This is a genomic window from Nocardioides sp. B129/18, assembly GCF_055282735.1.
This window is the reverse complement of record NZ_JBUZJI010000033.1, coordinates 1-24,301: the sequence shown is the minus strand read 5'-3', so window position 1 is coordinate 24,301 and position 24,301 is coordinate 1. Positions and strand designations below refer to the sequence as shown.

At 74.3% G+C, this 24,301-nt stretch carries 23 protein-coding genes and 1 pseudogene; 2 read left to right on the top strand and 22 right to left on the bottom strand.

Features of this window, described 5'->3' with window-relative positions:
- Positions 1-12: 12 nt before the first annotated feature.
- Positions 13-792 carry a hypothetical protein gene (locus ACZDWJ_RS17930; RefSeq protein WP_463523221.1) on the bottom strand — a complete coding sequence of 260 codons (780 nt, stop codon included), beginning with the start codon at positions 790-792 and terminating at the stop codon, positions 13-15.
- Positions 793-895: 103 nt separating this feature from the next.
- Between ACZDWJ_RS17930 and ACZDWJ_RS17925 the strand changes: the two genes are divergently transcribed.
- Positions 896-1,771 carry an HhH-GPD family protein gene (locus tag ACZDWJ_RS17925; RefSeq protein WP_463523219.1) on the top strand — a complete coding sequence of 292 codons (876 nt, stop codon included), beginning with the start codon at positions 896-898 and terminating at the stop codon, positions 1,769-1,771.
- A 210-nt stretch (positions 1,772-1,981) separates the two neighbouring features.
- Here ACZDWJ_RS17925 and ACZDWJ_RS17920 read toward each other — a convergent pair whose 3' ends face one another.
- The 21 genes and pseudogenes from ACZDWJ_RS17920 to dacB all read right to left on the bottom strand — a co-directional run bounded on the left by ACZDWJ_RS17920 (position 1,982) and on the right by dacB (position 23,486).
- On the bottom strand, positions 1,982-4,489 hold the full coding sequence (locus ACZDWJ_RS17920) for an ATP-dependent Clp protease ATP-binding subunit (protein ID WP_463523217.1): 2,508 nt from the start codon (positions 4,487-4,489) through the stop codon (positions 1,982-1,984).
- 188 nt (positions 4,490-4,677) lie between these two features.
- Positions 4,678-5,010 (bottom strand): histone-like nucleoid-structuring protein Lsr2, encoded by a 333-nt coding sequence (locus tag ACZDWJ_RS17915; RefSeq protein ID WP_463523215.1) that lies wholly within the window; start codon positions 5,008-5,010, stop codon positions 4,678-4,680.
- Positions 5,011-5,292: 282 nt separating this feature from the next.
- Positions 5,293-6,069, bottom strand: a complete 777-nt coding sequence (locus ACZDWJ_RS17910; protein ID WP_463523213.1) for a type III pantothenate kinase — start codon at positions 6,067-6,069, stop codon at positions 5,293-5,295.
- Complete coding sequence (gene nadC / locus ACZDWJ_RS17905) at positions 6,069-6,974, bottom strand: carboxylating nicotinate-nucleotide diphosphorylase (protein ID WP_463523211.1); 906 nt, start codon at positions 6,972-6,974, stop codon at positions 6,069-6,071. Before nadC ends, ACZDWJ_RS17910 begins: the two co-directional genes overlap by 1 nt.
- Positions 6,971-8,647: an L-aspartate oxidase gene (locus tag ACZDWJ_RS17900; RefSeq protein WP_463523209.1), complete on the bottom strand. Its 1,677-nt coding sequence runs from the start codon at positions 8,645-8,647 to the stop codon at positions 6,971-6,973. The genes nadC and ACZDWJ_RS17900 overlap by 4 nt, the downstream gene beginning before the upstream one ends.
- Before the next feature lie 9 nt (positions 8,648-8,656).
- Positions 8,657-9,076 (bottom strand): aspartate 1-decarboxylase, encoded by a 420-nt coding sequence (panD, locus tag ACZDWJ_RS17895; protein WP_463523207.1) that lies wholly within the window; start codon positions 9,074-9,076, stop codon positions 8,657-8,659.
- Complete coding sequence (panC, locus tag ACZDWJ_RS17890; protein ID WP_463523205.1) at positions 9,076-10,029, bottom strand: pantoate--beta-alanine ligase; 954 nt, start codon at positions 10,027-10,029, stop codon at positions 9,076-9,078. The genes panD and panC overlap by 1 nt, the downstream gene beginning before the upstream one ends.
- A complete protein-coding gene (locus tag ACZDWJ_RS17885; protein ID WP_463523203.1) occupies positions 10,029-10,952 on the bottom strand; it encodes a Rossmann-like and DUF2520 domain-containing protein in 924 nt (307 codons plus the stop codon). The genes panC and ACZDWJ_RS17885 overlap by 1 nt, the downstream gene beginning before the upstream one ends.
- Positions 10,953-11,139: 187 nt before the next feature.
- On the bottom strand, positions 11,140-12,255 hold the full coding sequence (locus tag ACZDWJ_RS17880; RefSeq protein ID WP_463523201.1) for a GNAT family N-acetyltransferase: 1,116 nt from the start codon (positions 12,253-12,255) through the stop codon (positions 11,140-11,142).
- 108 nt (positions 12,256-12,363) lie between these two features.
- The gene (locus ACZDWJ_RS17875) at positions 12,364-13,035 is read right to left on the bottom strand and encodes a hypothetical protein (protein ID WP_463523199.1); all 672 of its coding nucleotides are present in this window, start codon (positions 13,033-13,035) and stop codon (positions 12,364-12,366) included.
- 9 nt (positions 13,036-13,044) lie between these two features.
- Positions 13,045-13,542 carry a DUF3180 domain-containing protein gene (locus tag ACZDWJ_RS17870; RefSeq protein ID WP_463523197.1) on the bottom strand — a complete coding sequence of 166 codons (498 nt, stop codon included), beginning with the start codon at positions 13,540-13,542 and terminating at the stop codon, positions 13,045-13,047.
- Positions 13,539-14,108: a 2-amino-4-hydroxy-6-hydroxymethyldihydropteridine diphosphokinase gene (folK, locus tag ACZDWJ_RS17865; protein WP_463523195.1), complete on the bottom strand. Its 570-nt coding sequence runs from the start codon at positions 14,106-14,108 to the stop codon at positions 13,539-13,541. The genes ACZDWJ_RS17870 and folK overlap by 4 nt, the downstream gene beginning before the upstream one ends.
- Complete coding sequence (gene folB / locus ACZDWJ_RS17860; protein ID WP_463523193.1) at positions 14,105-14,479, bottom strand: dihydroneopterin aldolase; 375 nt, start codon at positions 14,477-14,479, stop codon at positions 14,105-14,107. The genes folK and folB overlap by 4 nt, the downstream gene beginning before the upstream one ends.
- Positions 14,480-14,622: 143 nt before the next feature.
- Positions 14,623-15,447, bottom strand: a pseudogene (folP, locus tag ACZDWJ_RS17855) (dihydropteroate synthase); the annotation flags it as partial.
- 52 nt (positions 15,448-15,499) lie between these two features.
- A complete protein-coding gene (folE, locus tag ACZDWJ_RS17850) occupies positions 15,500-16,120 on the bottom strand; it encodes a GTP cyclohydrolase I FolE (protein ID WP_463523191.1) in 621 nt (206 codons plus the stop codon).
- An 18-nt stretch (positions 16,121-16,138) separates the two neighbouring features.
- Positions 16,139-18,214 carry an ATP-dependent zinc metalloprotease FtsH gene (gene ftsH, locus ACZDWJ_RS17845; protein ID WP_463523189.1) on the bottom strand — a complete coding sequence of 692 codons (2,076 nt, stop codon included), beginning with the start codon at positions 18,212-18,214 and terminating at the stop codon, positions 16,139-16,141.
- Between the two features lie 169 nt (positions 18,215-18,383).
- Complete coding sequence (gene hpt / locus ACZDWJ_RS17840; RefSeq protein ID WP_463523187.1) at positions 18,384-18,935, bottom strand: hypoxanthine phosphoribosyltransferase; 552 nt, start codon at positions 18,933-18,935, stop codon at positions 18,384-18,386.
- A gap of 79 nt (positions 18,936-19,014) precedes the next feature.
- On the bottom strand, positions 19,015-19,791 hold the full coding sequence (locus ACZDWJ_RS17835) for an Ig-like domain repeat protein (protein ID WP_463523185.1): 777 nt from the start codon (positions 19,789-19,791) through the stop codon (positions 19,015-19,017).
- A 146-nt stretch (positions 19,792-19,937) separates the two neighbouring features.
- Positions 19,938-20,942 carry a tRNA lysidine(34) synthetase TilS gene (gene tilS, locus ACZDWJ_RS17830; protein ID WP_463523183.1) on the bottom strand — a complete coding sequence of 335 codons (1,005 nt, stop codon included), beginning with the start codon at positions 20,940-20,942 and terminating at the stop codon, positions 19,938-19,940.
- A 4-nt stretch (positions 20,943-20,946) separates the two neighbouring features.
- Positions 20,947-21,996: a zinc-dependent metalloprotease gene (locus ACZDWJ_RS17825; protein ID WP_463523181.1), complete on the bottom strand. Its 1,050-nt coding sequence runs from the start codon at positions 21,994-21,996 to the stop codon at positions 20,947-20,949.
- 128 nt (positions 21,997-22,124) lie between these two features.
- Entirely contained in the window at positions 22,125-23,486 is a 1,362-nt protein-coding gene (dacB, locus tag ACZDWJ_RS17820; protein WP_463523179.1) for a D-alanyl-D-alanine carboxypeptidase/D-alanyl-D-alanine endopeptidase, read from the bottom strand.
- Positions 23,487-23,736: 250 nt separating this feature from the next.
- On the opposite strand from dacB, the gene ACZDWJ_RS17815 reads away from it, so the two are divergent.
- Entirely contained in the window at positions 23,737-24,225 is a 489-nt protein-coding gene (locus ACZDWJ_RS17815) for an inorganic diphosphatase (RefSeq protein ID WP_463523249.1), read from the top strand.
- Positions 24,226-24,301 lie beyond the last annotated feature (76 nt).

Below are 24,301 nucleotides of genomic sequence, written 5' to 3'. Positions count from 1 at the left end.
GCTCACCCGACGTCAGCGGCTGGCGCGCGCCGAGGGCTTGCGGCTGGTCTTCGAGGTGGGCTTCGAGGTGGGCTTCGCCGTCGGCGAGGCGGTGCGGGTGATCGTCACCGGGCTCGGCGTGCCGAGCTCGAACTGGACGTCGGACGGCTCGCCGGACAGCGCGGCCGCCGCCACGTGGTAGTAGCCGGGCATCGCGTACTCGGTGAACCGGCTGCAGGTCTCGTCGCTGCGCCGGGCGTTCCAGCGCACGTTCACGGCGGCGTCGACGCCGCGTCGCACGACCACCGAGCCGCCGGGCAGCGCCTTCGGGCACTCGCGGGTCGACCAGATGTCGTCCGAGCCGCTGGTGATCTTGACCGTCACGTGGCGCGACGACGGGCTCCAGGTGCAGGCCTCGGCGGTCTTGGTGCGCAGCACGAGGCGGATGGTGACCTGGCGCCCGGCCTCGGGCCGCGGGACCTGCGGTGAGACCAGCACGTCCTCGTCGCGACACACGCCTGACGGCGCGGCGAGCGTCGGGCGGCTCGAGGCGCCGGTGGACGGAGAGGCGCTGGGGCTGCCCTCGGAGGCGCCGCTGGGGCCGCCGGCGTCCTCGACCCCGGAGCGGGCGGCGTCGGCGAGGGTGGCGCCACCACGCGCGCCCGGATCGGAGCCGTCGGAGGCGTCCGAGCCGCCGCCGAGGAGGCGGGCGATGCCGATCACGAGCAGCAGCGCGACGCCGATGACGATCGCGCGACGCCGCCAGTAGACCGACGCCGGCAGGGGTCCCCGGGTCAAGCCGTTCGACGTCATGCGGGCACGCTAGTCAGCCGAGCGCCTCGGATCGGGCTGCCACTCCGAGCGGAGCCGGACCCGCGACGGATCCGTGGGGCCGGGAGGACACAATAGGGACGCGATGAGCCCTGCCAGCCCCCTCCACGAGCCGATCCTCGCGTGGTACGCCGAGCACCAGCGCGATCTGCCCTGGCGCCGCCCCGAGGCATCGGCCTGGTCGGTGATGGTCTCCGAGCTGATGCTGCAGCAGACGCCGGTGGCACGCGTCCTGCCGGTGCACGCCGCCTGGCTCGAGCGCTGGCCCACTCCCGCCGACCTCGCGGCCGAGCCGACCGGCGAGGCCGTGCGCGCGTGGGGCCGCCTGGGCTACCCGCGCCGCGCGCTGCGCCTGCACGCCGCGGCGACCGCCATCGTCGAGCGCCACGGCGGCGAGGTGCCCGACTCCTACGACGACCTCATCGGGCTACCGGGCGTCGGCGACTACACCGCCGCCGCGATCGCCTCCTTCGCCTACGGCCGACGCCACGTCGTGCTCGACACCAACGTGCGGCGGGTCTTCGCCCGAGCCGTCTCCGGCACGGAGTTCCCGCCCACCTCGGTGACCCGCGCCGAGCGCGACCTCGCCACCGGCCTGCTCCCCGACGACGACCCCACCGCCGCCACGTGGGCCGTCGCCGTCATGGAGCTGGGGGCGCTGGTGTGCACCGCCGCCTCGCCCCGCTGCGTCGACTGCCCCGTCCGCGCGCAGTGCGCCTGGGTCGACGCCGGCCGTCCGGCCTACGACGGGCCACCCCGCCGCGGCCAGGCCTGGGCCGGCACCGACCGCCAGTGCCGCGGACGCCTCCTCGGCGTGGTCCGCGACGCCGACGGCCCCGTCCACCGCTCGGCCCTCGAGGCCGCCTGGGACCGCACCGACCAGCGCGAGCGCTGCCTGGCCGGGCTGATCGACGACGGCCTGCTGGCCCAGGTGGGTCCGGACTCCTACGCCCTGCCGTGACTCCTCGCGCGGGGGGTCATGGGCGAGGGGGCCGGAAGCTTCAGCGGCTGACCGCCGAAACGCACGGTGGGCGTTCGAACCTTCGAACGCCCACCGAAAGGTTCGCGCGCAAGTTTCGGCGGCTGGCCGCCGAATCTTTCGATCCGCCCCGAGACGCACCGACGCCCCGCGCTCGGACGAGCACGGGGCGTCAGGTGGTTCAGCGAGAGGTCACTGCTCCTCGGCGGTCTCCAGCGGAGGGAGGTCGGGGAGCTCGGCGACCTTCTGGCCCGCGAAGGTGAAGGTCGCAGCGGCGCCGGTGCCCTCGACGTCGACCAGCACGATCTGGCCGGGGCCGACCTCGCCGTAGAGCATCTTCTCGGCCAGGACGTCCTCGATCTCGCGCTGCACGGTGCGACGCAGGGGTCGGGCGCCGAGGACCGGGTCGAAGCCACGCTCGGCGAGCAGGTTCTTCGCGGCCTGGGTGAGCTCGAGCTGCATGTCGCGGTCCTTCAGGCGGACCTCCACCGAGGCGATCATGTTGTCGACCATCGAGATGATCTGGTCCTGCGAGAGCGGCGGGAACACGATGATCTCGTCGACGCGGTTGAGGAACTCCGGACGGAAGTGCTGCTTGAGCTCGTCGGAGACCTTCTGCTTCATCCGGTCGTAGGAGCCGGCCGGGTCGCCGCCGCCGAAGCCGAGGCCGACGGACTTGCCGATGTCCCGCGAGCCGAGGTTCGTGGTCATGATGATGACGCAGTTCTTGAAGTCCACGACCCGACCCTGGGAGTCGGTCAGACGACCCTCCTCCAGGATCTGCAGCAGGCTGTTGAAGATGTCGGGGTGGGCCTTCTCGACCTCGTCGAAGAGGACGACGGAGAACGGCTTGCGGCGCACCTTCTCGGTGAGCTGGCCGCCCTCCTCGTAGCCCACGTATCCCGGCGGCGAGCCGAAGAGGCGCGAGACGGTGTGCTTCTCGCCGAACTCCGACATGTCGAGCTGGATGAGGGCGTCCTCGTCGCCGAAGAGGAACTCCGCGAGCGTCTTGGACAGCCACGTCTTTCCGACGCCCGAGGGGCCGGCGAAGATGAACGAGCCACCGGGACGCTTGGGGTCCTTCAGACCGGCGCGGGTGCGGCGGATCGCCCGGGAGAGGGCCTTGACGGCCTCGTCCTGGCCGATGACGCGCTTGTGGAGCTCGTCCTCCATCTTGAGCAGACGGGTGGACTCCTCCTCGGAGAGCTTGACGATCGGGATGCCGGTGGCGACCGCCAGCACCTCGGCGATCAGCTCCTCGTCGACCTCGGCGACCTCGTCCATGTCGCCGGCGCGCCACTGCTTCTCGCGCTCGGCCTTCTTGAGGATGAGCTGCTTCTCCTCGTCGCGCAGGCGGGCCGCGGCCTCGAAGTCCTGGCCGTCGATGGCGGCCTCCTTGCGCTGACGCACCTCGCCGATCTGGTCGTCGTACTCCCGCAGGTCGGCGGGCGCGGTCATCCGGCGGATGCGCAGGCGCGAGCCGGCCTCGTCGATGAGGTCGATGGCCTTGTCGGGCAGGAAGCGGTCGGAGATGTAGCGGTCGGCCAGCGTCGCCGCCGAGACCAGGGCCTCGTCGGTGATGGTGACGCGGTGGTGGGCCTCGTAGCGGTCGCGGATGCCCTTGAGCATCTCGATCGTGTCGGCGATCGACGGCTCGGGCACCTGGATCGGCTGGAAGCGGCGCTCGAGGGCGGCGTCCTTCTCGAGGTACTTGCGGTACTCGTCGAGGGTGGTGGCGCCGATGGTCTGCAGCTCGCCGCGGGCCAGCATCGGCTTGAGGATGCTGGCGGCGTCGATGGCGCCCTCGGCCGCGCCGGCGCCGACGAGGGTGTGGATCTCGTCGATGAACAGCACGATGTCGCCGCGGGTGCGGATCTCCTTGAGCACCTTCTTCAGGCGCTCCTCGAAGTCGCCGCGATAGCGGGAGCCCGCCACCAGCGCACCGAGGTCGAGGGTGTAGATCTGCTTGTCCTTGAGCGTCTCGGGGACGTTGCCCTTGACGATGTCCTGGGCCAGGCCCTCGACGATGGAGGTCTTGCCGACGCCCGGCTCGCCGATGAGCACCGGGTTGTTCTTGGTGCGGCGGCTGAGCACCTGCATGACGCGCTCGATCTGCTGCGCGCGGCCGATGATGGGGTCGAGCTTGCCCTCGCGGGCGTCCTGGGTGAGGTTGCGACCGAACTGGTCGAGCACCAGGGACGAGGACGGCGCGTCGCCGGGGGCACCGGTGGCCGCCGCGGCGGACTGGGCCGACTCCTTGCCCTGGAAGCCCGAGAGCAGCTGGATGACCTGCTGGCGGACCCGGTTGAGGTCGGCGCCGAGCTTCTGGAGGACCTGGGCGGCGACGCCCTCGCCCTCGCGGATCAGGCCGAGCAGGATGTGCTCGGTGCCGATGTAGGAGTGACCGAGCTGCAGCGCCTCGCGCAGGGACAGCTCGAGCACCTTCTTGGCGCGCGGGGTGAAGGGGATGTGGCCGGACGGCGCCTGCTGGCCCTGGCCGATGATCTCCTCCACCTGGGCCCGCACGGCCTCCAGCGAGATGTCGAGGGACTCCAGCGCCTTCGCGGCGACGCCCTCGCCCTCGTGGATCAGGCCGAGCAGGATGTGCTCGGTGCCGATGTAGTTGTGCGAGAGCATGCGGGCCTCCTCCTGGGCCAGCACGACAACCCGCCGGGCTCGATCGGTGAACCGCTCGAACATGCGCCACGCTCCTCTATCCGTTGGGGCGACTCCGTGGTGGACGTGGTGCACACGTCCGAGCCTTCCAACCCCGATCTCACCCTACGCGTTCCCGAAAGGCCACGGCGACGCATCCGCTGAGAGCGAACACGCCGCCGTGGAGGGGTCGTGCGAGAGTCCGGGACACGGCCGGACCGGGGTCGATCAGGTCAGTGCGCGGCCTCGTAGGCGGCGCGGACCTCGGCGGAGATGCGTCCGCGCTCGGGCACCTCGAAGCCGTTCTCCGAGGCCCAGGAGCGGATCTCGCCGGGGGTGGCCCCGCCGGCGGACGCGCTCTTGCGGGCGCCGCCGGCACGACGGGCGCCGCCGCCGACCTTGCGGCCGTGGCCGACGTAGACCGCCAGCGCCTGACGCAGCTCCTCGGCGTGGGCGTCGTTGAGGTCGATCTCGTAGCTCGTGCCGTCGAGCGCGAAGCTGACGGTCTGGGTCGCCTCGGTGCCGTCGAGGTCGTCCTCGAGCACGATGTGGATCTTCTGTGCCATGGCCCTCTCCTGATCCGGCCTGAGGCCGGACGGGGTGTCGTTTCGTCCGGCGCAGGCGCGCGCGGACGATCTCGATGGAGGCGGACGCACCCGATCGCGTCCGCCTGAAATTCCTTTTCCCATGATGACACGGGAATGGGCGGATCGACTCATTCGAAAGGTCAAGAAATGGCCGATCGGGATGGGCGTCCGAGAATTCAGCAGGTGTTTTTACTCAGGAATCGCTCAGGAATGACGCCGACGACAATCCCGCCGCGGCGCGTGAAACGGCGACGAACGCGATCAGCGCGCATTCCGCGCGTAGACCATCTCCAGTCCCTGGAGGGTCAGCCACGGGAGGTGATCGGTGAAGCAGGAGCATTCCGCGACCACGACGTCGGCGAGATATCCGGTCGCGATCACCGACGCCTCCGCGGCGCCGGCGCCGAGCTCGGCGAGGATCCGCGCCACCATGCCGTCGACCTGGCTGGCGACGCCGAGCACCAGGCCCGACTGCAGCGCCTCGACGGTGTTCTTGGCGATCACCGAGCGCGGACGCGCGATCTCGACGCTGCGCAGCTGGGCGCCGCGACGGCCCAACGCCTCCAGCGAGAGCTCGATGCCCGGCGCGATCGCACCGCCGACGTACTGCCCGGCGGCGTTGACGACGTCGAAGGTGGTGGCGGTGCCGCCGAAGTCGACGACGACGGCCGGCCCGCCGTGCAGGGTGGCGGCCGCGAGCGCGTTGACGATGCGGTCGGCCCCGACCTCGCGGGGGTTGTCCATGAGGATCGGGACGCCGGTGCGCACCCCCGGCTCGACCACCACGGCCGGCAGGTCGGCGAAGTGCCGCGGCAGCATCTCGCGCCACTCGTGGAGCACTGACGGGACGGTGGCGCACACCGCGACGCCGTCGACGGCCACGGGCGCGGAGGCGAGCAGGCCGCGCAGCAGCACCGCCCACTCGTCGCTGGTGCGTCGGGCGTCGGTGGCCACCCGCCAATCGGCCAGCACCTCGCCGTCGGCGATGACGCCGAGGACGGTGTGGCTGTTGCCGATGTCGGCGGCCAGGAGCGCCATCAGGACTCCCGGAAGTCCAGCCCGAGGTCGAAGACCCGCACCGAGTGGGTGAGGGCGCCCACGGAGATGAAGTCGACACCGGTCTCGGCGACGACGCGCGCCCGCTCGAGGGTGAGCCCGCCGGAGGCCTCCAGCGAGGCGCGGCCGGCGGTGCGACGCACGGCCTCGGCCATCGTGGCGGGGTCCATGTTGTCGAGCAGCACCTCGGTGCAGCCGGCCTCGAGGACGGCGTCGAGCTGGGCGAGGTCGGTGACCTCGACCTCGACGCGCACGTCGGGGTGGGCGGCCAGCACCGCGCGGTACGCCTCGACGACGCCCCCGGCGGCGACGACGTGGTTGTCCTTGACCATCGCGCGGTCGACCAGCGACATCCGGTGGTTGAGGCCGCCGCCGCACCGGACGGCGTACTTCTGCAGCGCTCGCCAGCCGGGCAGGGTCTTGCGGGTGTCGAGCACCCGGGCGCGGGTGCCCTCCAGCGCGCGCACCCAGGCGGCGGTGGCGGTGGCGACCCCGGAGAGGTGGGAGGCGAAGTTGAGCGCCGTGCGCTCGGCGGTGAGGACCCCGCGCACCGGGCCCTCGACGGTGAGCACGACGTCGCCGGGCACCACGGCGGTGCCGTCGGGCACCCGGTGGGTGATCGTGACGTCGTCGCCGAGGGCGTAGCGGAAGGCCAGCTCGGCGATGCCGAGGCCGGCCACCACGCCGGCCTCGCGGGAGGCGACGTCGGCCACCGCGCGGCCCATGTCGGGCATGGCGCTGCTGGTGAGGTCGTCGACGCCGCCGGGGAGGTCCTCCTCGAAGGCCGCCGCGACGTGCCGGTGGACGGCGACGGGGTCGAGGCCCGCGCTCTCCAGCTCCGCGACGAGCGCGGGCGGCAGGGCGTCGAGCGGCGTGCGGGCGATCATCGGGCTCCGTCCGAGGCGGGGGCAGGGCTGAAGGACACCTGGGGGACGCCGTCACGGACCACGACGTCGACGTGGCCGGCGAAGGCGGCGTCGTCGCGCTCGGGGAAGTCCTCGCGCCAGTGCGAGCCGCGGGTCTCCTCGCGCAGCGTCGCGGCCGCCGTCAGGGCGGTGGCGACCGTGAGCAGGTTGGCGGCCTCCCAGGCGTGCAGCTCGACGGCGTCGGCCTCGGCGCCGGCGAGCTTGTCGAGCACGACGGTGGCCTCGTCGAGGCCCGCGCGGGTGCGCAGGACGCCGACGCGGCCGCTCATCGTGGCCTGCAGCTCCTCGCGGACGCCGGCGGCCACCAGGCCCGGGGTGCGGGCGTCGGGGGCGGGCTCGGCCCAGGGCCGCAGCTCGTCGGGGAGCACCTCGGCGATGCGCCGCGAGAACACCAGCCCCTCGAGCAGCGAGTTCGACGCCAGCCGGTTCGCGCCGTGCACGCCGGAGCAGGCGACCTCGCCGGTGGCGTAGAGGCCCGGGACGTCGCTGCGGCCCCACAGGTCGGTGCGCACGCCGCCGGAGGCGTAGTGGCAGGCGGGGGCCACCGGGATGAGCTGGGTGACGGGGTCGACGCCGTGCGTGCGCGCGGTGGCGAGGATCGTCGGGAACCGACGCTCCCAGAACGCGGCGCCGAGGTGCCGGGCGTCGAGCCACATGTGCGGGCGGCCGGTCTCGAGCATGCGCCGCATGATCGCCTTGGCGACGACGTCGCGCGGGGCGAGGTCGGCGAGCTCGTGGACGCCCTGCATGAACCGCACGCCGCCGTCCTCGGGCGGCCCGTCGACGAGGAACGCGCCCTCGCCGCGCACGGCCTCGGAGATCAGCGGCTGCTGGCCGTGGGAGTCCGGGCCGAGGTACATGACGGTGGGGTGGAACTGCACGAACTCCAGGTCGCGCAGGGTCGCACCGGCACGGGCGGCCAGCGCCATGCCGTCGCCGGTGGAGACCGACGGGTTCGTGGTCTGGCTGAACACCTGACCCAGGCCGCCGCTGGCGAGCACGACGGCCCGGCAGCGCACGGCGCCGACGCCGTCGCGCTGGCCCTCGCCCATGACGTGGAGGGTCAGCCCCGCGACGCCGCCCTCGGCGTCGAGCAGGAGGTCGACGGCCAGCGCGCGCTTGATGATCTCGATCTCCGGCGCCCGGCCGACGGCGGCGATGAGCGCCCGCTGGATCTCCGCGCCGGTGGCGTCGCCGCCGGCGTGGGCGATGCGGTCGCGGTGGTGGCCGCCCTCGCGCGTGAGGGACAGCTCGCCGTCGGGGTCGTGGTCGAACTGCGCGCCGAGGGCGATCAGCTCGCGGACGGCGTCGGGGCCCTCGGTGACCAGCGCCCGCACGGCGTCGGCGTGGCAGGCGCCCGCGCCGGCGACGAGGGTGTCGAGCTCGTGCTCGGCGGGGGTGTCCCCCGGCCCGAGCGCGGCGGCGATGCCGCCCTGAGCCCACTGGGTGGAGCCGGCGGCGAGCCGATCCTTGGTGACGACGAGGACCTTCGAGGACGCGCCGAGGCGCTCACGCAGGCGCAGGGCCGCGGTGAGCCCCGCGATGCCGGAGCCGATCACCACGACGTCGGCGGTGGTGGTCCAGCCGGCCTCGGGGGCGGCGAGCCTCCCGGGCAGCGGGGTGACGCGGGTCATCTGGGAAGGCTAGCGGGCGGCGACGAGGTCGCCGCGCTCGAGGCCGAAGCCCGGCACGGCCTCGGCGGGGTCGGCGCCCTGGTGGAGGATCCTGTTGTCGGCGTCGACGAACACCACGTGCGGCTGGTGGGCCCGCGCCTCCTCGGTGGTCATCTGGCCGTAGGCGATGAGGATGACGAGGTCGCCGGGGTGCACCAGGTGCGCCGCGGCGCCGTTGATGCCCAGGACGCCCGAGCCGCGCTCGCCGGCGATCGTGTAGGTCTCCAGGCGGGCGCCGTTGGTGATGTCGACGATGTGCACGAGCTCGCCGGGCAGCAGGTCGGCGGCGTCGAGGAGGTCCTCGTCGACGGTGACCGAGCCGACGTAGTGCAGGTCGGCCTGCGTCACGGTGGCGCGGTGGATCTTGCTGGTCATCATGGTGCGCAGCATCAGCGCTCTCCTACGGTCTGGGAGTCGGGGTGGGCCGGGGAGTCCGACCCGGGGCCGGGCCGGCCCAGGGTCAGCGGAAGGTTGTCGAGGAGCCGCGTGGATCCGACGCGGGCGGCGATGAGCACGCGGGCGGGCGTGCCGGGTGCGATGTCGGCGGGGTCGGCCGGCAGCGGCGCGAGGTCGGGCGCGAGCACCTCGAGGTAGTCGAGGTCGACGCCGTCGGCACGACGCAGCTCGGAGCGGGCGGCGTCGACGGCCGGGCCGAGGCCCTCGACGCCTGCCTCGACGGCGGCGCGCAGGGTGCGGCTCAGCGCGAGCGCCTGGGCGCGCTGCTCGGCGTCGAGGTAGCGGTTGCGGCTGGACAGCGCCAGGCCGTCGGGCTCGCGGACGGTCTCGGCGCCCACGATCTCCACCGGCAGGCAGAGGTCGGCGGCCATCTGCTGGATCAGGACGAGCTGCTGGTAGTCCTTCTGGCCGAACACCGCGACGTCGGGGCGCACCAGGCCCAGCAGCTTCGCGACGACGGTGAGCACGCCGCGGAAGTGGCCCGGACGGCTGCGGCCCTCGAGCAGGGTGGCCAGCGGGCCGGGATCGACGGTGACGGCGGCGGCGGTGTCGTCCCACGGCACGCCGCGCGGGTAGACGTCCTCGACGGCGGGGGCGTAGACGACGTCGGCGCCCTCGCGCTCGCAGACGGCGAGGTCGTCGGGCAGGGTGCGCGGGTAGCGGTCGAGGTCCTCGTTCGGCCCGAACTGCAGCGGGTTGACGAAGATCGACACCACGACGCGCCCCTCGGGGCCGACCTGGCGACGGGCCTCGCGGATCAGGCTGGCGTGGCCCTCGTGCAGCGCGCCCATCGTGGGCACGAACCCCACGCGCGCGCCCTCGCGGCGGGCGGGCGCGAGCCGCTCGGCCAGCTCGGCGCGAGTCGCGACGAGCAGCGGGGAGCCCATCAGCCGATCCGGAAGCGCGGGTCGACCGGACGGCCGGCCACGCGCGGGCCCTCGGCGAGGGCGGCGTCGAGCAGCTCGCTGATGCGGGCGGCGCGGATCGGCAGGAGCCGGCCGTCGCCCACGGCGCGGGCGAGGGTGGCCCGGGCCATCGACACGTAGGAGGGCAGGGTCTGCGGGGCGTTGGCGACGAGGTCGGCGAGGTGCGCGCGGACGGTGTTGACGTCGCCGCGCACGATCGGGCCGGTGAGGGCGGCGTCCCCGTGCTCGAGGGCGTTGTCGAGCGCCGCGGACAGCAGGGGACGCAGCGTGCCGGCGGGGTCGGCGGCACCGGCCGCGGCGAGGATCTCCATCGCCTCGGTGACCAGCGTGACGAGGTGGTTCGCCCCGTGCGCCAACCCCGCGTGGTAGAGCGTGCGCATCTCCTCGGGCACCCACATGGGGCTGCCGCCGAGGTCGGCGACCAGCGCCGCGACGTCGTCGCGCTCGGCGGGGGCGGCGGTGAGGCCGAAGACGCAGCCGGAGAGCCGCTCGAGGTCGACCTCGGTGCCGGTGAAGGTCATGGCGGGGTGCATCGCGCCCACGCGTGCGCCGACCTCGCGGGCCGGCTCGAGCACGGCCAGGCCGTGCCGACCGGAGGTGTGCACGACGAGCTGGCCCGGGCGCAGCGCGCCGGAGTCGGCGAGCACGCGGACGACGTTGCCGAGCATGTCGTCGGGGACGGTGAGCAGCAGGACGTCGCAGGTGCGCGCGACGGCGCTGGGCTTGGCACGCCCGACGCCGGGCAGCAGCGCCTCGATGCGGGCCAGGGACGCCGCGGACTCGCCGGCGGCACCGGTGATCTCGTGGCCGGCCGCGCGGAGTCCGGCGGCGAGGACGGCGCCGACGCGTCCAGCGCCGATGACGCCCACACGGTGGTGGGTCATGCGAACCTCTCGTTCCCGTCCCTCCGACCACCGGTCCTCGTGCGGACCGGCCGGGGTGGGTACCGGACTTGCTGCTCGACGCCCGCAGGGCTCCGCGGGCTGCGCCAACGGTACGCCGACGCCCGGCTCGTGGCATCGCCCTTGGCGGTGGGCTGGGTCACACGGGCGAGCGGCTCCGACCGATCGGTCAGCCGGTGACGGCCGGCGTCGCCTCGGTGACCGCGACGTGGCGGTGCCAGGACTCGGTGACGTAGGACGTGCGCCAGCCCAGCGAGGTGTAGAGGGCGTCGGCGCCGGTGGAGGAGTCGGCGTCGACCTCGAGCGCGACGCGGTCGCGGCCGCGCGCGGCGGCGTCGGCGACGACCGTGGCCAGCAGGCCCTTGGCGACGCCGCGGCCGCGGGCGGCGGCCCGCACGCCGATGTAGGCGACGTAGGACCCGTCGGGGCCGGTGCCGCCCTCGCTGACGGTGCCGACGAGCGCGCCGACGGGCAGCGGCTCGTCCTCGGCGGGCTCGTCGAGCAGCTCGGCCAGCCACCAGTGGTCCCAGCGGTGGCCGGGGTCCTCGCGCAGCCGGTGCTCGAACTCCTCGAAGCTCTCCTCGCGACCGTTGAAGTGGTCGCGGAAGGCCTCCTCGAGCACGGCGTGCACGGCGCGGAGGTCGTCGGCGTCGGGCAGCCCGTCGGCGCCGCGACGCACGAGCCGGAAGCGGACGCCCCGGCCGGTCCACTCCGCCGGGTCGGCGACGAGGTCGACCTCGGAGGGCTGGACGGGCCGCGTCATCTGCCACCAGCGGCGCACGCGGCTGAAGCCGTCGGCGGCCAGCCAGCGGGCCTGGCGCTCGTCGCCCTCGAAGGCGCCGGTGTCGATCTGCTGCACCTCCAGGCCACGGGCGGCGCCGACGGCGCGCGCCTGGCCCTCGGCCCACACGAAGAGCACCTGCGCGCAGGCCTCCGCGACGGGGCCGTCGAGGGAGCGGTCGACGACGTGGACGAGCAGCATCCGGCCGCCGGCCCGGTCGTGGACGCTGCCCCAGGCGCGGATCTCGCCCTCGGGGTCGCGCACGACGACGTTCTCGCGCATCCGCAGGCCGGTCTCGGAGACCTCGACGAGCACGTCGTCGACGCCGGCGCCGGGCCAGCCGCGGCCGTGCCGCTCGTGGTCGCGCAGCAGCCGGGTGAGCGCGGCGACGTCGAAGCGGTCGGCGGGGTCCGGCGGCGCGATGGTCCAGCCGGCGGGCAGGCCGTTCGACTCGGGGAGGAGCTCGTGGGGGTCGCTCTCGAAGCGGGACTCGTCGGGGATCACATCGGATCAGCGTGCCCGCGGCACCCCTCCCGGCAAACGCCGAGGTGACCGATCACCCACGCAGGGGTGAGCGGGGCGTGAGATCGGCGTGAGAGCGGACGGGCCCGCTCAGGCGTGCTTGCGACGCTCCCAGCGCAGCTCGGAGGCCTGCCAGGCGGCGGTGACGGTGTCGAGCTCGGAGCGCAGGACGTCGAGCTCCTGCTCGAGCTCGGCGAGCCGGACGATGGCGGTCGCGGCGCGGTCCTCGGCGGCGTCGAGGCTGGCGGTGAGCACGCGGGCCTCCTCGTCGCGGGCGTCGGCGCGGCGGGTCTCGGACTCCAGGCGGACGCCGGTCTCGGCGGCCTGGCGCTGGGCGGCGACGAGGGCCGCCTCGAGGTCGGCGAGCGCCTGCTCGCGGGTCTCGATCTGGGCGGCGAGGTCGGCGCGCACCCGCTCGAGATGCTCGGCGGCCTCGGCGGAGCGCACCTCGGCGAGCCGGCGGTAGTCCTGCGCCTGGGCGGCGCGGTCGCGGGCGGCGTCGCGGCGCGCCTGGGCCAGCTCGTTGCTGGTGATGCGGGTTGCGGCGGCGCCGAGGACGACCGCGAGCACGGCGGCGACGGTGATGGCGACGGCCGAGCCGCTGGCGACGGCGGCGGCGACGAGCACCGCGGCCAGGACGAGGAGGACGGTGGCGACGGTGAGGCGCGTGCTGCGCTGGCGGCGGCGCGCGGCCCCGGAGCCCGCGGCGACGGATGTGACCGATGTGCCGGATGTGACCGAAGTGGCTCCTGGGGAAGACATGCCCCGAGGCTACGTCTCGTCGTCCTCCGCACGGACGCGACACGCGCGCTCGAGGAGCAGTCCTGCGACGAGCACGATGACGGCGAGCACCGCGGCGATGCCGGCGCGGAGCACCCGCTGACGTCCGAGCTCGACGTCGACCCCGAGCCAGCTGATGGCGTAGCCGACGTAGACGCCGGCCACGATCGCGCCGACGTAGGCGGCCGCGCGGCCCATCGCCAGCCGGTTGACGGCCCGGTGGGCCTCCAGCCGCTCCCGGCGCACCTGCACCGAGCGGTGGGTGTGGAAGGCCGTCCAGGCCAGGCCGATCGCGATGACGGCCAGGGCCACCGGCTGGGCCCAGGAGATCATCGGCGCGGTGGTCTCGGAGACCGCGTCGTGGACGCGGTGGTAGCCCCAGCCGACCAGCAGGCCGACGGCGGCACCGACGCTGAGGACCGCCCCCGACGCCGGGCGCACGCGGCCCGTGGGCTCGGGGGACTCCCCTCCCGCCGGCTCCTGGGTCACTCGCGCTCGAGCACGAGGTCGGCGCGCGGCGCGACGCCGTCCATGCCGATGCGGGCCAGCAGGTCCGCGATCGGGCCGTAGCCGGGGATCTCGGCCTCGGGCTCGAGGTCGAACCACGGCTTGAGGACGAACGCGCGCTCGGCGGCACGCGGGTGCGGCAGGCGCAGCGACGGCTCGTCGCTGCGGCGGTCGCCGACGACGATGAGGTCGACGTCGAGCGTGCGCGGCGCGTTGGCGACCTCGCCGCGCTCGCGGGCGTAGGCGTCCTCGATGGCCAGCGCGCGGTCGAGCAGGCGCGCGGCCGAGAGGGTGGTGTCGATGAGGACGACGGCGTTGAGGAACGACTCCGCCTCGGGCGGGCAGTTGACCGGCTCGGTCTCGTAGACCGGGGACACGCCGGTGACCCACACGTCGGGGGTGTCGGCGATCGCGTCGACGGCGCCCTGCAGCGAGGCGAGGCGGTCGCCGAGGTTCGAGCCCAGCGAGAGCACCGCCCGGCGGATCGGCCGCATCTCCCCGGTCAGGGTGTCCGCGTCGATGATGTGGGGGTTGGGGGTCTCCGTCACTGTGCGACCTCGCGTCCTCGGGTGATCGTCAGCGCGACGTCCCGGAACGTCGCGTCGATGGGGGCATCCGGCTTGTGGATCGTGACCCTGGCCCAGGAGACGCGGGGGTCTGCGAGGCAGACGTCCGCGATCCGCTGCACCAGCTTCTCGATCAGGTCGACCGGATCGTTCTCGACGGCGGCCTTCACCGCCGTGACGAGACTTCCGTAGTCGACCGTGTCCTGCAAGTCGTCCGAGGCGGCCGCGGGACGGGTGTCGAGGCCGAGGACGAGGTCGACGACGAAGGTCTGGCCCTCGCGCCGCTCGAACTCGAAGACGCCGTGGTGACCCCAGCACTCGATGCCGAGCACCGCGAGCTCGTCGTGGCTCATGGACGTCCTTCCTCGGGGGTGCCGTCGCGCCCGGAGCGGCGCGTCGACGTGTCCTCCGCATCATGTCCGATCGACCCTGACGCCCCGGCGGGCACCCCCGTCGCGAGGTCGGGGACGACGTCGGCTCGAGCGCCGATCTCCCCCAGCCGGGCGAGGGCGTCGAGGAGGTCGCAGGTGGCCCGGACGCCGTGGACGCGCACGCCCCACACCCCGGTGCGGGCCAGGTGGGCGACGACGGCCAGGTGCGCGGACTCCCGCTCGCCCGCGGGCCGCGGGACGCCGGCGTCGTCGGCGAGCAGCGCGCCGAGGAAGGACTTGCGGCTCGCGCCGACCAGCAGCGGACGGCCGAGGCCGCGCACGGCGTCGAGGCCGCGCAGCAGCTCCCAGTTGTGCTCCCCGTGCTTGGCGAAGCCCAGGCCGGGGTCGAGCAGCACCCGCGTGAGATCGACGCCGGCCGCCTCGATCGCCCCGAGCCGCTCGCGCAGCTCCTCGACGACCGCGCCGACGACCCCGCCGGGGCCGTCGTAGACGGCGAGGTCCTGCATGCGGTCGCTGTGGGCGCGCCAGTGCATCGCCACGTAGGAGACCTCGGACTCCGCGACGACGCGCAGGATCCGCGGGTCGGCCAGGCCGCCCGACACGTCGTTGACGTAGGAGGCGCCGGCCGCCACCGCCGCCTCGGCCACCTCGGCGCGCATGGTGTCGACCGACACCGCGGCCCCGTGGGCGACCAGCTCGGCGATGACCGGCACCACGCGGGCCAGCTCCTCGGCCACCAGCGGACGAGTGGCGCCGGGACGGGTGGACTCCCCGCCGATGTCGAGGACGTCGGCGCCCGCGGCGCGCAGCGCCAGCCCGTGGGCGACGGCGTGCTCGGGCTCGAGGAACCGGCCGCCGTCGGAGAAGGAGTCGGGGGTGACGTTGACGACGCCCATGACCCGGGGGCGGGGCATGGGCGTCGTCGTCATGGCCTCAAGTGTGGCGCGTCGGCGGGGAGTGCGCGCCAGCGGGACCGGCGGCTCAGTGGGTGCCGTGGATGAGCGCCATCGCCTCGGAGCGGGTGGCGGCGTTGTGCATGATGCCGCGGACCGCGGAGGTGATGGTGCGGGCACCGGCCTTGCGCACGCCGCGCATGGTCATGCACAGGTGCTCGGCCTCGATCACGACGATGACGCCGCGGGCGTCGAGGATGGCCATGAGCGCGTCGGCGACCTGCGTGGTGAGGCGCTCCTGCACCTGCGGGCGCTTGGCGTAGACGTCGACCAGGCGCGCGAGCTTGGAGAGGCCCGTGACCTTGCCGGTGGCCGAGGGGATGTAGCCGACGTGCGCGACGCCGGTGAAGGGCACCAGGTGGTGCTCGCACATCGACCACAGCTCGATGTCGCGGACCAGCACCATCTCCTCGTGGCCGAGGTCGAAGGTGGTGGAGAGCACCTCCTCCGGCTGCTGGCGCAGGCCGATGGTGAGCTCCGCGTACGCCCGGGCCACGCGACCGGGGGTCTCCTTGAGGCCCTCGCGGTCGGGGTCCTCGCCGATGGCGAAGAGCAGCTCGCGCACGGCGGCCTCGGCACGCTCGTGGTCGAACTCCGGGGTGACGTGGTCGTCTGCCCGCACCTCGGTGAGGATGGGGTGGGTGGTCATGGTGTACCTCGCTCCTGCTCAGTCCTGCGGGGTGGGAGTGCCGGGAGTCGGCGGGGCGGGCGGGTTCTGAGGTGCGGCGGGCGTGGCGGTGCCGCCGTGGAGGTCGCCGCCGGCGCCCGGAGGCGTGAGGACGGCGCCGGCTCCGGGCTCGGCGGGCTGGGCGTCGGCCGCGGCGCGGGCGCGCACGGCCTCGGGGATCTCGACGGCGGGGATGTCGGAGGGACGACGCGTGGGCGAGCCCGTCCAGGCCGGACGCTCGGGGCGGCGGCGCAGCGGCTCGAAGATCCGCGCGACCTGCTCCTTGTCGAGGGTCTCCTTGTCGAGGAGCTCCAGGACGAGCGAGTCGAGGACGTCGCGGTTCTCCTCGAGGATGTCGAAGGCCTCCTGGTGCGCACCGGCCAGCAGCAGCTTGGTCTCCTCGTCGACCATGGCGGCGACGTCCTCGGAGTAGTTGCGGCTGTGGCCGAGGTCGCGGCCCAGGAACGGCTCGGCGTTGGCGTCGCCGAGCTTGATCGCGCCGAGGCGCTCGGTCATGCCGTACTGGGTGACCATCGCGCGCGCCACGCTGGTGGCCTTCTCGATGTCGTTGCCCGCACCCGTGGTGGGGTCGTGGAAGATGAGCTCCTCCGCGGCCCGGCCGCCGAGCATGTAGGCGAGCGAGTCGAGCATCTGCGAGCGGGTCTGGGAGTACTTGTCCTCGTCGGGCAGCACCATCGTGTAGCCCAGCGCCCGGCCGCGCGGCAGGATCGTGATCTTGTGGACCGGGTCGGTGCCCGGGAGCGCCGCGGCGACGAGGGCGTGGCCGCCCTCGTGGTAGGCGGTGATGAGCTTCTCCTTCTCGCTCATCAGGCGCGTGCGGCGCTGCGGACCGGCGATGACGCGGTCGATGGCCTCGTCGAGCGAGGGGTTGGTGATCAGCTTCTCGTTCGCACGGGCCGCGAGCAGCGCGGCCTCGTTGAGCACGTTGGCGAGGTCGGCGCCGGTGAAGCCCGGCGTGCGTCGCGCCACCGAGAGCAGGTCGGTGTCGGGCGAGAGCGGCTTGCCGCGGGAGTGGACCTGCAGGATCTTGTGACGCCCGGCGAGGTCGGGGGCGTCGACCTGGATCTGACGGTCGAAGCGGCCCGGACGCAGCAGCGCGGGGTCGAGCACGTCGGGACGGTTGGTCGCGGCGATGAGGATGACGCCGCCGCGGACGTCGAAGCCGTCCATCTCGACGAGCAGCTGGTTGAGGGTCTGCTCGCGCTCGTCGTTGCCGCCGCCCATGCCGGCGCCGCGGTGACGGCCGACGGCGTCGATCTCGTCGATGAAGACGATGGCCGGCGCGTTCTCCTTGGCCTGCTCGAAGAGGTCGCGCACGCGGCTGGCGCCGACGCCGACGAACATCTCGACGAAGTCGGAGCCGGACATCGTGTAGAACGGCACGCCCGCCTCGCCGGCCACGGCGCGCGCGAGGAGGGTCTTGCCGGTTCCGGGCGGGCCGTAGAGCAGCACGCCCTTGGGGATCTTGGCGCCGACGGCCTGGAACTTCGCCGGCTCGGAGAGGAACTCCTTGATCTCGTGGAGCTCCTCGATGGCCTCCTCGCAGCCGGCGACGTCGGTGAAGGTCGTCTTCGGCATGTCCTTGGAGATCAGCTTGGCCTTGGACTTGGCGAACTGCATCGCGCCGCGGCCGCCGGCCTGCATGTTGTTGATCAGCCACAGGAAGACCACGAACAGCACGACGATCGGCAGGAAGGAGAAGAGGAAGGAGCCCAGGAGGCTCGGCCGGGAGATCTCGGTGTCGACCTTCTCGATCGTGCCCTTGAGGAACTGCGCCTGCGCCGCGTCGAAGAGGTCGCGCTGCGTGCCGTTGATCCACTTGGTGGTGACGTCGGGGCCGTCCTTGCGGACGCCGTCGTCGAGGACCGCCTTGATCTGCTGGTCGCCGTCGACGAACGTGATCTCCTTGACCTGGCCCGCAGCGACGTACTTGCTCATCTGCGAGGCGGAGATCTCATCTCCCCCGCTGTTGGGCAGGAGGTACTGCAGGGCGAAGATCACGCCGAGGACGGCGAGGACGATCCACAACCAGGGACCCTTGACGATGCGCTTCACAGGCTTCTCTCGACGCTGCTGATGAGGAACCCGGGCTCGCGGCCCGGTACGACGACGGTACAGGCGCGCGGCAACGCGCGGCGACTCCGAGCGGATGCCCCCACCCGGACGGTGCCCCCGTGCTCGTGGCCGGTCGCGGGGGCGGCGACGGACGTCGGCGAGGCCGGCGTCAGGAGTAGACGTGCGGGGCGAGCGTGGCGATGTCGCGCAGGTTGCGGTAGCGCTCGCGGTAGTCGAGGCCGTAGCCCACGACGAACTCGTTGGGGATGTCCCAGCCCACGTAGCGCACGTCGATGGGCATCGTCAGCGCCTCGGGCTTGCGCAGCAGGGTGCACACCTCGACGCTGGCCGGCCCGCGGGAGCCGAGGTTCGAGGTGAGCCACGACAGCGTCAGGCCGGTGTCGATGATCTCGTCGACGATGAGGACGTGACGGCCGCTGATGTCGGCGTCGAGGTCCTTGAGGATGCGCACGACGCCGCTGGACTTGGTGCCCGAGCCGTAGGACGACACCGCCATCCAGTCCATCTCGACGTGGCGGTTCAGCGAGCGCGCGAGGTCGGCCATCACCATGACCGCACCCCGGAGGATGCCGACGATGACGAGGTCCTTGCCGTCGTAGTCGCGCTCGATGTCGGCGGCCAGCTCGCGCAGGCGCTCCTGGATCTGGGCCTCGGTGTAGAGCACCGAGACGAGGTCGTTCTCGACGTGGGCGACGTCCATGGGCTCGACCCTAGGCCATGCCCCGGGTCGACCATCGAGTCGGGCCGACGCGACGGGTGGCCGCCGGGTGGCCGCGGGCTCAGCGCGCGCGGCCCACCCGGACGACGACCTCGCGGGAGGTGGAGGCGGCGACGGCCTCGTCGCCGGCGTACCGGGCGAGGAGCACGTGGCGTCCGCGGGCCAGGCGCGGCACCTGCACCGACAGCCGGCCGCGGGAGCCCGGACGCAGGGTGGCGCGGGCGACGACGCGCCGGCCGTCGCGCACCTCGATGCGGCCCGTGGGCGCGGCCACGGTGCTCGCGACGCGGATCTGCAGGCGGGCGGTGCCGCCGACGGGCAGCCGGCTGCGCGAGGCGGTGAGCACCGTGCGCGAGGCGGCCGGCAGCCGCTTGACCTCGACGAGGCCGAGCCGGGTGTCGCGGTCGGCCTCGACCTCGACGTCGCGCACCGTCGCCGGCACGTACCCGGCCCTGGTGACGCGCAGGTCGTAGACGCCGGGCTCGAGCTCGAGGAAGAAGAAGCCGTGCTGCGGCCCGGACTCGAACGCCGAGGCGTAGGTGAGGGCGGAGGCCCGGGTGGAGCCGTCGGCGGCGACGGCGCGCACGAGGACGTCGTCGAGCTCGGTGCCGTCGCGGTCGACGACCACGCCGGTGATCAGGCGCGCGTCGGCCGGGGTCACCCGGCTCGGGACGGTGCCGCGCGGGGCCGGGGTGCCGTCGGTGGCGCGGGCCTGGGCGGCGCCGAGCGCGAGCGCGCTGACGACGCAGCCGCCGACCGCGACCTGAGCGATGAGCCGCGGCGCGCGGGCGGCGCGCAGACGGGCGGGACGAGCGGCGCGGTGACGGGGTGCGGGCACGGGAGCTCCTCGGGACGGGACGGGCTGCCGCAGCGATCGGCCGCGACCCGCCGCACCTGAGCCGACGCCGGGCCCGGGGCGAGATGGTCCGGACCGGCTCGGGCCGGCGCGGGCCGGCTCAGTCGCGCGGGCCGGCGCGGGCCTGCTCAGTCGCGCGGAGCCGGCGCGAGCACGATCCGGCCGTCGACGCGGCGTCCGCGCACGGGGCCGGGCAGGTCGATCCAGCGCTGCCCGCGCCAGGCGACCACGAGGGCGTCGAGGGCCACCACGTGCTCGTGGAACAGCTCGGCGGCCGGGGACCCGGCGGCCAGCGCCATCAGCCGCAGCACCCGGCGGCGCAGCGCGGTGGGCTCGGCGGCCAGCGCCTCGGCATCGGCCCGCATCGCGCCGGAGGGTCCGTCGGGGTCGGGCGCGACGAGGCGCTCGTGCGCGGCGTCGGCGAGGTCGTCGAGCAGGTCGACGTCGTGACGCAGCTGCTCGGCCGTGCGCGCGAGGGCGGCGGCGACGCCGGGGCCGAGGTGGTCCTCGAGCACGGGCAGCACGGAGCGGCGCACGCGCACCCGGGCGTACCCGGGGTCGTCGTTGTGGGGGTCGTGCCACGGCTCGAGGCCCTCGACCTGACAGGCGGTGACGGTGTCGTCGCGGGAGACGGCCAGCAGCGGACGTCGGAACGGCTCGAAGCGCTGGCGCATCCCGGCCAGGGAGCGGGCGCCGGAGCCGCGGGCGAGCCCGAGGAGCACGGTCTCGGCCTGGTCGTCGCGGGTGTGGCCCAGCAGCACGGCGGCCGCGCCGAGGTGGACGGCCATCTGCTCGAGGACGGCGTAGCGGGCGCGGCGGGCGGCGTCCTCGGGCCCGGTGCCGCGGGACTCGACGACGACCCGCGAGCCGATGGTCTCGTCGACGCCGAGCGCGGCCATCGCCGCCACGGTGCGGGCGGCCTGCTCGGCCGATCCCTCCTGCAGGCCGTGGTCGACCGTGCCTCCGACGACCCGCAGGCCGGCGCGATGGCCCTCGTGGACCGCTGCCGAGACGAGCGCCAGGGAGTCGGGACCGCCGGAGCAGGCGACGAGCACCGTGGCGCCGGGCGGCAGGTCGGCGAGGTCGACGCGGACCGCGCGGCGGACCGCGGCGACCGAGGGGTGCAGGCCCACCGGCTCAGCCGTGGACGCGCGCGACCCAGGCGGCGGGGTCGGCGATCTCGGCGCGAGAGGGCAGGTGGGCCGGCTCGGACCACACCGCGTTGAAGCGCTCCATGCCGACCTCGTCGACCACGCCGCGCACGAAGCGGGCGCCGTCGCGGTACTGCGCCATCTTCGCCTCCAGGCCGAGGAGGCGGCGCAGCAGCCGGTCGAGCGCGCCGACGCCCTTGCGGCGCTGGTCGAACTGCGCGCGGATGTGGGCGACCGTGGGGATGACCTGCGGGCCGACGTCGTCCATCACGACGTCGGCGTGGCCCTCCAGCAGCGACATGACGGCGGTGACGCGGTCGAGCAGCTCGCGCTGGGCCGGGGAGGAGAAGAGCTCGAGGATGCTGCCGCTGCGGGCGTCCTTGTCGGCGATCAGCTCGCGCAGCCGCGCGACGCCGCCGTCGACCAGCGCCGTGGCGTCGCCGCCGACGGTGCCCGCGACCTCGCCGATGAGGCCCTGCAGGTGGTCGCGCATCCACGGGACGGCGGTGAACTGCACCCGATGGGTCTCCTCGTGCAGCGCCACCCACAGGCGGAAGTCGCCGGGGTCGACGCCCAGCTGCCGCTCCACGTCGACGATGTTCGGCGCCACCAGCATCAGCCGGCCCGACGGGTCGTGGAAGGGATCGAACTGGCCGAGCACCTTCGAGGCCAGGAAGCCGAGCAGTCCGCCCACCTCGACGCCGGTGATGCGGGAGCCGACGGCCAGCGCCAGCCCCGACGGCGGCCGCTTCGCGGTGAGCCGGTCGACCAGCGGCCCCAGCAGGTGGGCGAACGCGTCGGCGTTGGCCTGCACCCAGCCGGCCCGGTCGACCACCAGCAGCGGCGCCGTGCGCTCGCCGGCCTCGAGCCCGGTGCACTCGCGCACCAGCCCGGTCGACCGCTCGGCCGCCGCCCGCAGCGTCGCCACCGCGTCGTCGGCCTCGGCCCGGGTGACCTTCGGGCCCTGGCCCGCGATCCTCGTGCCCAGCGAGACCGCGAGGTCCCAGTCGATCATCGCTGCGGGGTCGGCGGTCATGGTCTCGACGCTACCGGGACCCTGCGCGGGCAGTTTCCCCGGATATCCGGGGAAGCTGGACGTTGTCGGGGGAAGCTTCCCCTGACAACGTCCAGCTCTCCCTGACCTGATCGACGCCGCGAACGGCCTCAGCCGGCGGCCGACGCCGTGCACCGGCACCGCGCTACGGCGGCGAGCGCGCGGTCGAGGGCCGCGCGGGCCTCGAGGGTGCTGGGCGGGGAGATCCGGTCGGCGACGACCGCGATGAGGAAGGGCGTGCCCTGGGCGTCGGCGCCGACGCCGGCCAGGCCGCTCACCCCGGTGAGGGTGCCGGTCTTGGCCCGGACGACGCCGCGGCCCGAGGCCGGCACGGTGCCGAAGCGCGAGGCGAGGCTGCCGGTGAGGCCGGCGACGGGCAGCCCGGAGAGCAGCGAGCGCAGCGGGGAGTCCGCCGGAGCCGTGGCGGCGGCGTGCAGGACGCCGAGCAGCGTGGCGGCGCTGAGCCGGTTGCGACGCGAGAGGCCGCTGCCGTCGCCGAGCACCGCCGGGGCGGGGACGTCGAGCCGCGCGAGGGTGGCCTGCACGGCGTTGACACCGTCGACGAACGTGCCGGGACGACCCGCGGCGAGTGCCACCTGGCGCAGCATCACCTCGGCGGCCTCGTTGTCGCTGACCAGCAGCAGGTGCTCGACCTGGTCGGCGACCGGCGCGCTCGCGACCGACGCCAGCGCGGTGGCGTCGTCGGGGGCGATGCCGGCGGCCGGGGAGCCGGTGACGGTGACGCCGGCGTCGGTCAGGGCGCGGGCGAAGGCGTCGGCGGCCGCACGGGCGGGCTGGGTGGTGCGTCGCGCGTCGCCGGGCGCGACGCGGCCCTCGTCGACCCACAGCGCCGAGATCGGGCTGACGACGTCGTAGCCGCCGGGCTGTCCGGAGTAGGTGGCCGGCCAGGCCGGGTTGATGGCGGGTCCGGTGAACAGGCCGGCGTCGTAGGTCAGGCGCACGCGCGCGACGCCCTGCCGCTGCAGGGCGCGGGCGGTGCTGCGGGCGAGGGTGACGACGTCGGCGCGCGCGGGCCACGCGCCCTTCTGGGGCACGGAGGCCAGCAGGGGGTCGCCGCCGCCGACGAGGGTGAGCGTGGAGCCCGCGAGCACGGTGCGGGTGCGGAACCGGGTGCCGGGCGCGATGCGGTCGAGGGCGGCCAGCGAGGTGAGCAGCTTGGTCGTGGACGCCGGGGTGATGGCCGACGGGCCGCGCACCAGCACCGACGTGCCGTCGAGGTCGTCGACGCCGGCGAGCACCCGCGGGCCGAGGGCGTCCTCGCGCAGCACCGGCGCCAGGGCGCGTGCGACGCGGGCGGGGTCGAGGCGGCCCGACCGCGACGGCGTCGCCATCGCCGCGAGGTCCGGCGAGGGCAGGGCGACGCCGAGGGAGTCCGAGCGGCCCGTGCCCGAGCCGAGCCGGTGCGGCCAGACGACGAGCGTCGCCAGCACCGCGAGGGCGACCACCGGCACCAGGAGCCAGCGCAGGACCCGCCGCGGACGGCGTCCACCGGCTCCGGAGACCGCGCCGGACGTCGTCCCGGGAGTCGCGTCGGAGGCGCCCGTCGGCGCGCTGTGAGGCTGTCGTCGTCCCACTCCTGCCCTCCCCGTGCGGCGTTGCGGGTCATTGTGCGGGAGGATGGGGCCCTGGCCCACCCCGGGTCACCCGATCTCGCCCGGCCCGAACCGTCTCGGGCCCCGCCACCACCGGAGGAAAGCAGTGCTGGAGTTCGACGTGCTCGTGGAGATCCCCAAGGGTCAGCGCAACAAGTACGAGGTCGACCACGAGTCGGGTCGCATCCGCCTGGACCGCACGCTGTTCACCTCGACGCAGTACCCCGCCGACTACGGCTTCATCGAGGACACCCTCGGCCAGGACGGCGACCCGCTCGACGCGCTCGTCATCCTGCAGGAGCCCACCTTCCCGGGCTGCCTCATCAAGTGCCGCGCCATCGGCATGTTCCGCATGACCGACGAGGCCGGCGGCGACGACAAGGTGCTGTGCGTCCCCTCCTCCGACCCGCGCCTGGAGCACCTGCGCGACATCTCCCACGTGTCGAAGTTCGACCGCCTGGAGATCCAGCACTTCTTCGAGGTCTACAAGGACCTCGAGCCCGGCAAGTCCGTCGAGGGCGCCGAGTGGGTCGGCCGCTCCGAGGCCGAGGCCGAGGTGCACGCCTCCTTCGAGCGCTTCAAGACCCAGGGCCACTGAGCCCGACCCCAGACACGGCCGCGGGCCGGGTCCTCACCGGATCCGCCGAGGTCCACATGCTGGACGCGCGGGTCGT